The 13,272-nt window shown below is 41.4% G+C and carries 9 protein-coding genes; 7 read left to right on the plus strand and 2 right to left on the minus strand.

Annotation, left to right across the window (positions count from 1 at the left end):
* Positions 1–76: 76 nt before the first annotated feature.
* From DYI03_RS11925 to DYI03_RS11960, 6 genes are all read left to right on the plus strand, one after another.
* The gene (locus DYI03_RS11925) at positions 77–1,384 is read left to right on the plus strand and encodes an inositol-3-phosphate synthase (RefSeq protein ID WP_025064798.1); all 1,308 of its coding nucleotides are present in this window, start codon (positions 77–79) and stop codon (positions 1,382–1,384) included.
* Positions 1,368–3,947: a DUF5686 family protein gene (locus DYI03_RS11930; protein WP_021668428.1), complete on the plus strand. Its 2,580-nt coding sequence runs from the start codon at positions 1,368–1,370 to the stop codon at positions 3,945–3,947. Before DYI03_RS11925 ends, DYI03_RS11930 begins: the two co-directional genes overlap by 17 nt.
* A gap of 47 nt (positions 3,948–3,994) precedes the next feature.
* A complete protein-coding gene (locus tag DYI03_RS11935) occupies positions 3,995–4,678 on the plus strand; it encodes a peptidylprolyl isomerase (RefSeq protein ID WP_025064797.1) in 684 nt (227 codons plus the stop codon).
* Between the two features lie 50 nt (positions 4,679–4,728).
* On the plus strand, positions 4,729–5,409 hold the full coding sequence (locus DYI03_RS11940; RefSeq protein ID WP_036869805.1) for a DUF4230 domain-containing protein: 681 nt from the start codon (positions 4,729–4,731) through the stop codon (positions 5,407–5,409).
* On the plus strand, positions 5,393–6,046 hold the full coding sequence (locus DYI03_RS11945) for a DUF4230 domain-containing protein (RefSeq protein WP_021668424.1): 654 nt from the start codon (positions 5,393–5,395) through the stop codon (positions 6,044–6,046). The genes DYI03_RS11940 and DYI03_RS11945 overlap by 17 nt, the downstream gene beginning before the upstream one ends.
* Positions 6,047–7,245: 1,199 nt before the next feature.
* Entirely contained in the window at positions 7,246–8,589 is a 1,344-nt protein-coding gene (locus DYI03_RS11960) for an MATE family efflux transporter (protein WP_021670138.1), read from the plus strand.
* A gap of 142 nt (positions 8,590–8,731) precedes the next feature.
* Here DYI03_RS11960 and DYI03_RS11965 read toward each other — a convergent pair whose 3' ends face one another.
* Both DYI03_RS11965 and proS read right to left on the minus strand, forming a co-directional pair.
* On the minus strand, positions 8,732–9,214 hold the full coding sequence (locus tag DYI03_RS11965; RefSeq protein ID WP_021670139.1) for a hypothetical protein: 483 nt from the start codon (positions 9,212–9,214) through the stop codon (positions 8,732–8,734).
* 1,595 nt (positions 9,215–10,809) lie between these two features.
* Positions 10,810–12,291 (minus strand): proline--tRNA ligase, encoded by a 1,482-nt coding sequence (proS, locus tag DYI03_RS11970; protein WP_025064604.1) that lies wholly within the window; start codon positions 12,289–12,291, stop codon positions 10,810–10,812.
* Between the two features lie 265 nt (positions 12,292–12,556).
* Between proS and DYI03_RS11975 the strand changes: the two genes are divergently transcribed.
* Complete coding sequence (locus DYI03_RS11975; RefSeq protein ID WP_021668398.1) at positions 12,557–13,237, plus strand: OmpA family protein; 681 nt, start codon at positions 12,557–12,559, stop codon at positions 13,235–13,237.
* The last annotated feature ends 35 nt before the right edge of the window (positions 13,238–13,272 follow it).

Consider the following 13,272-nt stretch of genomic DNA (forward strand, 5'->3'; position numbering starts at 1 on the left):
TAGTCTGACTAGTCCAAAAACAAAGAACAAAACAATAAAAGACCTAATCGTCCGTTTAAAAGTTAACAAATCGACAATGAAAAAGGAAAAAGTAGCCCCAGCAGAGGGGAAATTAGGAATTATGGTTGTAGGCTGCGGAGCAGTAGCAACGACCTTTATGACAGGTGTATTAATGGCTCGTAAGGGCTTGGCTAAGCCTATCGGGTCAATGACACAATACGATAAAATTCGTGTTGGAAAAGGTGCTGACAAAAAGTACTTACACTATAAGGACATCGTACCTATTTCATCGTTAAACGATATTGAATTTGGAACATGGGACGTGTACCCACAAAACGCTTATCAAGCAGCTGTTTACGCTGAAGTATTAAAGGCAAAGGACATTGAACCCGTACGCGATGAACTCGAAGCAATTAAGCCATTGAAGGCAGCTTTCGATAAAAACTACGCAAAACGCATCGATGGCGACAACGTGAAACCATGTGCCACACGATGGGATATGGTAGAAGAATTGCGCAAAGACATTCAAAATTTCAAAGCTGAAAAGAAAGTTAGCCGTGTCGTAGTGCTTTGGGCAGCATCAACAGAAATCTATGTGCCTTACGATGAAAATCATCATAAGACCATTGAACAGTTGGAAACAGCAATGAAAGCCGACGACCGTGAACACATCGCACCATCAATGTGTTACGCTTACGCAGCTCTTTCAGAAGGCTGTCCATTCATCATGGGTGCGCCAAATACCACCGTAGACATTCCAGCCATGTGGGAATTGGCAGAAAAAACAAAAATGCCTATCGCAGGTAAAGACTTCAAAACAGGTCAAACCCTCGTTAAATCGGGCTTCGCTCCTATCATCAAGACACGCTCATTGGGTTTAAATGGTTGGTTCTCAACCAATATTCTCGGCAACCGCGACGGACTTGTATTGGACGAACCAGCCAACTTCCGTACAAAGGAGGTCAGCAAACTTTCTACATTGGAAACCATTTGCAAAGCAGACGACCAACCAGACCTCTACGGAAACATTTACCACAAAGTGCGCATCAACTACTATCCACCACGCAATGACGACAAAGAAGGTTGGGACAACATCGACATCTTTGGTTGGATGGGTTACCCTATGCAAATAAAAATTAACTTCCTTTGCCGCGACTCCATTCTCGCAGCACCATTACTGCTCGACCTCGCCCTATTGAGCGACCTTGCAGCACGCGACGGAAGATACGGCATACAACGTTTCTTGAGTTTCTACCTCAAGAGTCCAATGCACGACTACACGCAAGGCGAGGAAGCGGTGAACAACCTCTTTGAGCAATACACAATGCTCAAAAATGCTATCCGCGAAATAGGCGGTTACGAAGCAGATGAAGAAATTGATTAAAAAAGATAACAAAAGCAGAGTAGCAAGAATAGCGTTCTTGCTACTCACTTTAAGTATTTGGGTAACATCAGCAACAGCGCAAAAACTACGCTGCGTAGTAATTGATGCTCAAAGCAAAGACTCTATTGGCTTTGCAAATGCAATTTACAAAAACACAAAGATTGTAGCATCAAGCGACCAAAATGGACGATTTACCATTGAAAGAAGAAATGGAGAAACACTCCAAGTAACATCAGTAGGATACAAAACAAGAAAAGTTAAGATAACAGAAAAGACACCTGACGAACTCGTCATTACCTTAATTGCAGACGCAAGGCAATTGCAAGGAGTAGTGGTGAAGGCAAAACGACGCAAAAAATATACAAGAAAAAATAACCCAGCAGTGGAACTCATGAAGAGAGTCATTGCTGCCAAACAAAAAACAAATCTTTCTAACCACGATTACTATCAATTCGATAAGTATCAGAAGGTTACAATGGCAATAAACAATATTTCTCAAGAAGATATGGAGGGGGGAATATTCAAAAAAACGCCGTGGCTGAAAGACCAAGTAGAGATGTGCGACTACAACAACAAGATGATTTTGCCGATTTCTGTCGACGAAACCGTTACGCAATACATCTACCGCAAAAATCCGAAAGACCAAAAAAACATCATAAAAGGACAAACAACAAAGGGTATTTCACAGCTCATTCAAACAGGTGATGCCATGAATACCATGGTGAAAGATATTTTTAAGGACATTGATTTGTACGACGACCAAATAGAACTCCTACAAGCAAGGTTCCCATCGCCTATCGGAGCAACTGCCATTTCGTTCTATCATTTCTACATAGACGACACTTTGAAAGTGGGAAATGACGAATGTATCAGACTGCAATTCATGCCTGCCAACCAACAAGACTTTGGTTTCCGTGGCGAATTGTATGTGCTAAACGACAGCTCCTTACACGTTCGACGATGCGATATGCAGTTGCCTGCCAACACAGGTGTAAACTACGTTGCATCAATGAAATTTAAACAAGAATTTACCAAACTCGATAATGGCGAATGGGTGCTGACTACCGACGACTTAATGGCTGAATTGGAATTGCTAAGTATGTTCCGTCAAGCCATTGTTATACGTACCACAGGCTTGCAAAACTATGCTTTCGACCCGATAGACGACAAACTTTTCAAAGGTAAAGCGGAAACAAAATACGACCCGAAGGCGAAAATGCAGGACGAAACCTTCTGGCAGCAGCACAGAACAACCGCTCTCACCAAGAGCGAGGGCGATATGGACAACTTTATCAAGCGAATGGAGCAAACAAAACACTTTAAATATGTCATGTTAGTAGCCAAAGCGTTCATCGAAAACTTCGTGGAAACTGGCTCGGAAGGACACCCAAGCAAAGTGGATATAGGTCCTGTCAATACGTTTATTTCTAAAAACTACATCGACGGAATACGACTTCGCGCAGCAGCACGCACCACTGCCAACCTCAATCCACATTGGTTTGCAGATGGATATTATGCCTATGGAACAAAATCCCGAGGTCATTACTATGGCGCAAAGGTTACTTATTCGTTCAATAAGCCTGAATATCAACCAACGGAATTCCCTATTCGAACCCTATGGTTTGAGTCTTCACGCGACTTAGAATCACCGTCTGACAAATATTTGGTACACAATAAAGACAACATTTTCATGACTTTCCGCCCTGTAAAAGTCGAAAAACTTTATCTGTACAACCGACAACGCTTAGGATTTATGTGGGAAACAGACTACGGTTTAGCGACAAAAATAGAAATGAACACGGAAAGCAACCGACCATTGGGCAAGCTTTATTACGAGCGAATGGACGGTTCATTTGTCGATAAAGTGCGCATGACGCAAGTGAAAGTGGGATTTGATTATCGCCCAGGACAAAGTTATATCAACTCAAAGCAACGCCGTTTCGAGGTGAACCTTGATGCGCCACAATTCACACTCACCCATACCATGGGATTAAAGAAGGTGTTAGGCGGACAATTCAACTACAATCTCACCGAAATTTCGGCTTATAAACGCTTGTGGTTGGGCAGTTGGGGCAACCTTGATATGCGTGTTATGGCAGGCGCACAATGGAATAAAGTGCCTTACCAACTATTGATTATGCCACCTGTAAACACCTCTTTCTTTGAACACCAAGGCACGTTCAACCTCATGGAGAACTTAGAATTTTTGAACGACCGCTATGCGCAGTTCAATCTTGCATGGTGTCTACAAGGCAAAATCTTTAACCGTCTGCCACTCATTAAGAAACTTAAATGGCGTGAATACATCGCTTTCAAAGGTATGTGGGGCAAACTTACCGATAAAAACAACCCTTTCTTGGAGCAAAATGCCAACGACCCTGTGCTGTATAAGTTCCCCGAAGGAACCAATATCATGGGGAAAAAACCATATTTGGAAATGGTGATAGGCATTCAAAACATCTTCAAAATGTTTGAAATCGACTATGTGCGCCGCCTTACCTACACTGATATGCCTGGAATTTCCAAACATGGCATTCGTTTCGGCTTCAATATTGTCTTCTAAACCAAAAGAAAATCGTTGAAAACAACCCAAATAATATGAAAAAAAATATGAAAAAGTTTTTTGCAACCCTCGTCTTATGCCTTGCAACCATAGGTATTCAAGCGCAAACAGATAACATTCGCCACGAAATAGAGATGGTTACGGATAGTGGAAAAATTGTTATCGCACTTTACAACGAAACGCCACAACACCGAGACAACTTCCTTAAAAATGTAAAGGAAGGAATTTACGATGGGCAACTCTTTCATCGTGTCATCAAAGACTTCATGATTCAAGCAGGCGACCCAGCTTCTAAGACTGCCACAAAGGGGCAAATGCTCGGCGATTCGGACGATAAATATACTGTTCCAGCAGAAATTGTCTACCCAAAGCTCTTCCACAAGCGTGGAGCAGTAGCTGCGGCGCGTGAAAGCGACGATGTAAACCCACAAAGGGCATCATCGGCTACACAATTCTACATTGTATGGGGAAGAAAATTCTCTGATAATCAACTCGCTTGGGCGCAAGAACGTATCGACAAATATACCAACGGACAAATCAAAATAACCCCCGAAATTGGCAATATTTACAAAACCGTAGGCGGTACGCCTCACCTTGACGGCTCGTACACGGTCTTTGGCGAAGTGTTGGAAGGACTTGACATTGTGGAACGTATCCAAACCGCTACCACAGACGACAACGACCGCCCGATAAATGACATCAGAATCGTGAAAGCAACCGTGATAAAATAAAACGAAAACCCACGCTAATAATGTTCATACAAACGCTATGGCATAAATTAATGAAGAAAAAAATTATTTATCTCATCATGGGAATCATGGCATTTGCCGCATGTAGCAAGCCCAAAGCCACCCCTTCTGCACCCAAAGCATTGGACACAATCCCGATGCTCATAGAAAGGGTGCAAAAAACATCACGCCTTTACACCTCAGAGTATCATATCCACAAAATCATTACCCACTCTGACAAAATGAAAGTGGACGGAAGTTTCATGAACAAGCAATTTTCTGTGAATTTACCCATGGGCGAACGCCGTGTAGCCATACCATTAGACGCTGTCATTAAGGCTTATATCGACTTTTCAGACTTCTCGGAAGAGAACGTAAAACACGAGGCAAACGGCAAAATTACAATTACTTTGCCAGACCCTCGCATCGTTATCACAAGCACAAAGGTAGACCACAAGGAGGTGAAAAAACATGTTGCACTCACTCGACGCAACTTTTCTGATGCTGAAATGACCCACTACGAGCAGCAAGGAAGGCAGCAAATTGTGGGTTCCATCACAGAAATGGGCATCATAGAGAGTGCACGACAAAGTGCTGCACGCCAACTTTTCCCTATGTTACGCCAATTAGGCTACAAGGAAAGCGACATTACCATTAGCTTCCGCAAGAAGTTTACAACGGCTGACATCACTCGAATTTTAGAAAACCCAAAAGGAAATGGACAAAATAATTGACAGTATTCTGCGCTTTATACGAGGCATTTCAAAAATTGTGTGGCTCTCAATCCTTGCGATAGCCTTGCTCATCGGGGGCGGAATAGCCTTGGTGGGCTACATCAACAAGGATAATTCCATAAAAATGAGTGTCAATGACCGCATCGACATTACTCCGCAGCAAATCCAATCCATTCAAGAAATTGGGCAATGGGAGTTTTTAGCCATTAACGATGAAGAAATTGTCGATACCGTTGCACGCCGTTTTATCTCTGACAAGGAGTTAGTTAGAATTTATTACGGCACATTGCGCTTCGGAATAGACCTGCACAAGGCAAAACCAAAATGGTTGCGTGTAGAGGGCGACTCGGTGGTGGTGGCAACCCTGCCAGCGGTAGAATTGCTCGACCGAAATTTCATAGACGAAACAAGGTCGCAATCGTTTTTTGAAGACGGAAATTGGACACCAGCCGACCGTGAACGCCTTTACAACAAGGCTTATCGAAAAATGCTAAACCGCTGTTACACAGCTAAAAACATAGAAACAACAGAGCAAAACGCACGCTACCAAATGGAGAAACTACTCAAAGGAATGGGATTTGAAAGGGTGCGCGTGGAATTTGAACGATTTCGTAAGCCACACGAAGCATACAAATGAGCAAAGCGAAATTTGTACATGCTCGTGGCGAGAAATCGCACTTTGGAAAAGAACGATTTCGTAAGCCAGACGAAGCATACAAATGAGCAAAGCGAAATTTGTATATGCTCGTGGCGAGAAATCGCACTTTGAAAAAGAACGAATTCGTAAGCCACACGAAGCATACAAATGAGCAAAGCGAAATTTGTATATGCTCGTAGCGAGAAATAGAACCTTTCGAGCAATGATACTTTGTAGGGGCGTGATTTATCACGTTCCTAACACACTAAAATTTGCGGAGAGGAACGGAATACGAGTTGTTGAGCAAAGCGAAAAAATTCCGCCCCTACAAAGTATCATAGCTTGCCAGAAAGCAGCTATTTTGCACTCTAAAAGAGAACGATTTCGTTAAGCCACACGAAGCATACAAATGAGCAAAGCGAAATTTGTACATGCTCGTGGCGAGAAATCGCACTTTGAAAAAGAACGATTTCGTTAAGCCAGACGAAGCATACAAATAAGCAAAGCGAAATTTGTACATGCTCGTGGCGAGAAATAGAACCTTTCGAGCAATGATACTTTGTAGGGGCGTGATTTATCACGTTCCTAACACACTAAAATTTGCGGAGAGGAACGTGATAAATCACGCCCCTACAAAGAATCATAACTTGCCAGAAAGCAGCTATTTTGCACTCTAAAAGAGAACGATTTCGTTAAGCCACACGAAGCATACAAATAAGCAAAGCGAAATTTGTACATGCTCGTGGCGAGAAATAGAACCTTTCGAGCAATGATACTTTGTAGGGGCGTGATTTATCACGTTCCTAACACACTAAAATTTGCGGAGAGGAACGTGAAGGAAGAACAAAAACGACAACAAGAATTGGTTCCTAACACACTAAAATTTGCGGAGAGGAACGTGATAAATCACGCCCCTACAAAGTATCATAACTTGCCAGAAAGCAGCTATTTTGCACTTTAAAAAAGAACCTGCTACACAAAAATAGCAACTCACAAACGACAAAGATTAGGACACAATGAACCCCAAAAACCACCAGTTGGCATTGCATCTCCCCATCAAAAAAAATAAAACAGGCGGTTTTGCAGCGAAAAACAGGCTATATTGCGCACGAAAACAGCCTGTTTTGAATTGAGAATAAATCGATAGACAAACAAAAGGAATAAAATAAAGTAAAAAAATAAACAAATAGGATACAAAAATGAACATGAACCTGAAACCATACAACGCTCATTACAAGGCACTTATACAACTTGGAACACCCATTATTATCGGACAAATCGGTACCATCGTCTTAGGACTGGCCGACACGCTGATGATTGGACAACACAGCACAACGGAACTTGCGGCGGCAGCATTCGTCAATAATATGTTTGTGTTGGTCTTAGTTTTTGGAATGGGCTTTTCCTACGGACTAACCCCACTGGTTGGGTCGCTTTTTGGACGAGAAGAAAATAGCAAAATAGGTGGAATGCTGAAAAATGCCCTCGTGGCTAACACGCTTTTAGCTGCCCTTTTAGTAGGGATTATGACCCTACTCTACCTCAATCTTGGCAACCTTGGACAGCCCGAAGAACTTTTGCCGCTCATGCGCCCCTACTTTATTGTCAATCTTATTTCCTTGCCTTTTGTGTCGTGGTTCAATACTTTCAAGCAATTATCCGACGGAATCACCAACACAAAAACCCCAATGTGGATTATGATAGGCGGAAACTTGATGAATATTGTGGGTAATTATGCACTAATTTACGGCAAATTTGGTATGCCCGAATTAGGACTTTATGGTGCTGGACTCTCCACCATGTTTTCAAGAATCATGATGGCTATCGTCTTTGCTGCCATCTTCTTCCTATCAAAACACTACAAAGTTTATCGAAAAGGATTCTTCGCAGAACCCGTAAACCGCCAAGACCTCACGCTATTGGTGCGCATTGGATTCCCACTTTCGTTACAAATGGGCATGGAAACTGCCGCCTTCAGCCTCAGCTCTGTCATGGTGGGGTGGATTGGAACCAAGGCTTTGGCAGCTCATCAAGTCATGCTTTCCATTTCACAACTATTCTACATGGTCTATTATGGTATGGGGGCAGCCCTCGCCGTGCGTGTCAGCTACTTCTTAGGACAGAAAGATTACAAAGCTGTGCGGCTCTCTTCAACGGCTGGTTTCCACCTTATTCTCTTGATTGCCTTTATCGTAGCCGTGCCTGTCTTCATCTATCGCAACAGCATTGGAGCCGTTTTCACCGACAACGAAGCCGTTTGGAAAATGGTTTCGCAACTCATTTGGCCGCTAATGATCTACCAAATTGGCGACGGATTGCAATGTGCTTACGGCAATGCCATGCGTGGTTTGTCGTATGTAAAACCCTTAGTACCAACCGCTTTCATAGCTTACTTCATGATAAGTCTGCCAATTGGCTATGTATTGGGTATTCATTTCCACTGGGGAGTAACAGGAATTTGGTGGGCATTCCCATTCGGTTTGACCATCGCAGGTCTGCTTTATCGGTATTATTTCAATAAAAAACTCAAGGAAATAGCGTAAATTTTGCGCACAAAGTAAATGTAAAAGCCTAAAACAAACGCTTTCGTTACTATTTTTCCACCCTATTGTTGTTTACAATAGGGTGGAAAAACAATTTTTTCACCTTTATTTATTGCTAACAAAAGCCTAAAAAATCTCTATTTTATTCGGTTATCTGCATGCAATAAGGCAAAGGCTGCTGCAATTCCATAAAAGTTAGCGTAGGCTGCTCGTCCTTTGTACAAATAATCGTACCTTCCGAAGTCTTTAAAGCCTTGCCCATATCATAGCCAAGTCGCTTTGCTTGCGCCTTCAAACCTTCGAAAGCACTGCGATTGAAGACGTAAAGATAAACCGTACGACTATCTACTGCCAACATGAACAAACTCGAATTACCTTTGCCAAGTGCTGTTGGCAAAAAATCTTTCGATAAATCCATGTTCCGAACCCAATTATAATCTTTTCCAAACTGGTCAGAAGAAACACCTTTATAAGTATATCCTTGCTTTTCCAATACTTTTTTACCTGCTGCAAGGGTCTTATTCTTAAAAACTTGAATAGCATCTTTCACAGAAATTACATCGGTTTGCGCCTCCATGCTCACTGAAACAATGAGGGCGGCAATCAAGAATAATAGTCTTTTCATTGTAAATAAGCTTTGATTTATGCTACAAAGATAAAAAAAATATAGAGAAATTAAAAACGAAATTGAAAGATTATGCCAAAACACATCTCTCTAAGCGCAAAAGATACACAGATGTAGGGGCGGAATTTATTCCGTTCCTAATAAACAAAACCATACGCAGGTTGTAGGGGCGGAATTTATTCCGTTCCTAATAAATAAGCCATACGCAATATGTAAGGGCGGAATTTATTCCGTTCCTAATAAACAAAACCATACGCAGGTTGTTAGGAACGTGATAAATCACGCCCCTACGGAAAATAAAATTTTCTTTGCACTCGGCAATATGTAGGGGCGGAATTTATTCCGTTCCTAATAAGCAAAACATACGCAGGTTGTTAGGAACGTGATACGAGTTGTTGAGCTTGCGAAAAAATCACGCCCCTACAAAGGGAAAATAAAATGGTTCTTCCGAAATTTGGAGTGATGAACCATATTTATTATTATTTCATTTAGATTTTTAGAATATTTATAAATGGTTTTAAATAAACTATACACCTTATTTTCAATGATTTATAAAAATTATATGTATCGTATATGTTTAGATTTTTACTTGTTACTACTTTTTTTACGAATTTATTGTATATCTTTGCAACGGATTTAACATAGAAAAGCCCGTCGGGGCATATAATTTTAGATAGCAATTCACGAGAGTGAAGATTGATTCAGGAAGGACTAAACTTAATAAAACAGACCTGCAAGTTATTCAATTTACAGAATATCAAATTCTCAATCAACAGACAACTAAACTCGAATGCGTCACAGACAATAACTGTCTGATGATGCATTTTTCTTATTTCTATTTTGCAAAATCAAATACTTTCTGTAAGTTTGTTCTCTGAATCCGAGAAAATATTAAAGAGTATTGCTGTAGAGAAACATTGGACACATGGTTGCAATTGACCTATTTTTTCGTGAACTTATCGTAACAAAAAAACCATAAATCGTCACGACTTATGGTTTTTGCTGTTTAGAGGAATTAAAGAATGTATTATTTCACAACAATACTCTTACTAAAAATTCGATTGCTAAGAAGCAACCATTATACGAAAATATATTATTATCCTTATTCTTCTGTATTTTGAAAAGTAACAGAGAAAATCTTTTGCATAAAGATTAGGTTTTGCACAAAAATGATGCTATTATGACACCTCGCTTCTGCTATTGCAAACTCCTACTCTCATGCAAGAAACCTTAATCATAGCATTTAATTTACCAATTATTCCAATCCTCACGTCAGAAAATGGCTATCATCTTTATTTGTATTGGAACCTATTTTTTATTAGTTTCGGATTTTTCTTCTTTTTCAAAGTGCGATTTCTCGCCACGAGCATGTGCAAATTTCGTTTCACTTATTGGATAAGATATAGCTACACTCGACAAATTGAAAGTAAAAATTGTGCTACAAAGGTAGGAATATTTATTTGAACGAAGAAAGGTTTTTCGTTTTTTTTCAAAAAAAGCCCATTCTCAGTTTTGGGAATGGGCTTTTGGGGAGTTTTTTGGACGGGTCGGACGGGTCGAACAAGCCTGACTCGTCCCCCAAAAGGGGGAAACTTTTAGTAAGCGCGTGCTATGATGACACGGTGTTTTGCTGGCTTTCCGCTTACCATGTCTACGCCTTCTGTTTGTTCGAACATGAATGGCACGCATCGTATGGTAGCTTGGGTTTCTTCTTTGATGCGCTCTTCGGTTTCGCTTGTTCCGTCCCAATGGCAAAGGAAGAAACCTCCGTCTTTTATTTTCTGCTTAAACTCTTCGTAGTTGTCGCATTCGTGTATGTTTTGGTTGCGGAAGTCGAGTGCTTTTTTGAAGATATTTTCTTGGATTTCTTCTAAAAGTTTTTCAATTCTTTCTACTATTCCATCGAACGATACGTTTTCTTTTTCCAATGTGTCGCGGCGCATAATTTCGATGGTATTGTTTTCCAAATCGCGTCCGCCCATTGCTAAGCGCACTGGCACACCTTTGAGTTCGTATTCAGCGAATTTGAATCCTGGACGCTTGTTGTCGGCGTTGTCAAATTTCACGCTAATACCTTTGGCACGCAACTCGTTGATAACTGGTTGGAGTTTCTCAGTGATGGCTGCCAATTGTTCTGCGCCTTTGAAAATAGGCACGATGACTACCTGAATAGATGCAATCTTTGGTGGCAACACAAGTCCGTTGTCGTCAGAGTGGGTCATGATGAGCGCACCAACGAGTCGTGTACTTACGCCCCATGATGTTGCCCAAACGTATTCTGGTTTGTTTTCTTTATTAAGAAAGGTAACGTCGAACGATTTTGCGAAGTTTTGTCCGAGGAAGTGCGATGTTCCGCTTTGCAATGCTTTGCCGTCTTGCATCATGGCTTCGATGGTATAAGTATCCAATGCGCCTGCAAATCGTTCGTTTTCGCTCTTAACACCTTGTACAACAGGGATAGCGAGCCATTGTTCGGCAAAGTCGGCATAAACTTTGAGCATAGTCTTTGCTTCGTCTACGGCTTCTTCGCGTGTTGCGTGTGCGGTGTGTCCTTCTTGCCAAAGGAATTCTGATGTGCGGAGGAATGGGCGTGTACGCATCTCCCAGCGCATTACGTTACACCATTGGTTGCACATCAATGGAAGGTCGCGGTAAGATTGTATCCAATTCTTGTAAGTGTTCCAAATGATTGTTTCGCTTGTTGGGCGTATGATGAGTTCTTCCTCAAGTTTTGCACTTGGGTCTACCTCTACTGCGTTACCTTCTTCGTTAGAACGTAGGCGGTAGTGGGTTACAACGGCACATTCTTTGGCAAATCCTTTTACGTGTTCTGCCTCGCGAGAGAGGAATGATTTGGGTATGAGGAGTGGGAAATAAGCGTTTTGCGCACCTGTTTCTTTAAACATTTTGTCTAATTGTGCTTGCATTTTCTCCCATATTGCATATCCGTATGGTTTAATGACCATACAACCTCTTACGGGTGATTGCTCGGCAAGGTCGGCTTTGATGACCAAGTCGTTGTACCACTGCGAGTAGTTTTCGGCTCTTTTTGTAAGCTCTTTGAGTTCTTTTGCCATAGTTATGTTTTGTTTCTTCTTTTTAAGTTTTATAGGAAAAACCCCTTTGGTTTTAGGAAAATTCCCTTTGCCGTTTGGTTGTTTCGGCTTATCTTTGTGCAAAATTACAAAAAATAGTTGGCATACAATGTAAAAAGTCGAAAGATTGTTGTATCTTTGTTGTACGAACTTGCACTCTAACGAGTTTTTTAGTCAATTTAGGATATACTTTTTTGAGGCTGTAACATCAATTTTAAAAGAATATTAATAAATAAATTTTTGGATTATGAAAAATTTAAAGACAATAGCAGCTGGACTTTGCGCTGCAACACTCATTACAAGTTGTGCAACTAATCAACAAACTTATGGCGCAGGCGGTGCAGGCGCAGGCGCAGTAGTTGGTGGTATCATTGGACAAATTATTGGTAAGGACACTAAAGGCACGATGATTGGTGCTGCTATCGGTGCCGCAGTAGGTGCTGGAACAGGTGCTATCATCGGTCGCCACATGGATAAGGTTGCTGCTCAGACTGCCGCTAAGGTTGAAAACGCTAAGGTTGAAAAGACAAAGGACGCCAACGGTTTAGACTGTGTTAAGGTTACTTTCGATTCTGGTATTCTTTTCGCTACCAACAGTTCTTCTTTGAGCGCAGCTTCTAAGAAAGATTTGAACAACTTTGCAGGTGTATTGAAGCAAAATCGCGACTGCGACGTGGCTATTCAAGGTTACACCGATGCGTCAGGTAACGACAACATCAATCTTCCTTTGTCAGAAAAGCGTGCCACAGCCGTTTCTTCTTACTTGCGCGCACAAGGAGTTCCTGCTGGTCAAATTCGCACTGTTGAAGGTTTAGGTAGTGCTAATCCTATTGAAAACAAGCGCATTAGCCAAGCCAACCGTCGTGTTGAAGTATATATGTATGCTTCTCAAGACATGATAAACAAGGCAAACAATGGTAGTTTATAGTTTTTCAAATCTACAAACAAGGGCATTCTTTCTTT

It is taken from the genome of Prevotella disiens (genome assembly GCF_900454955.1).
Classification (GTDB): domain Bacteria; phylum Bacteroidota; class Bacteroidia; order Bacteroidales; family Bacteroidaceae; genus Prevotella; species Prevotella disiens.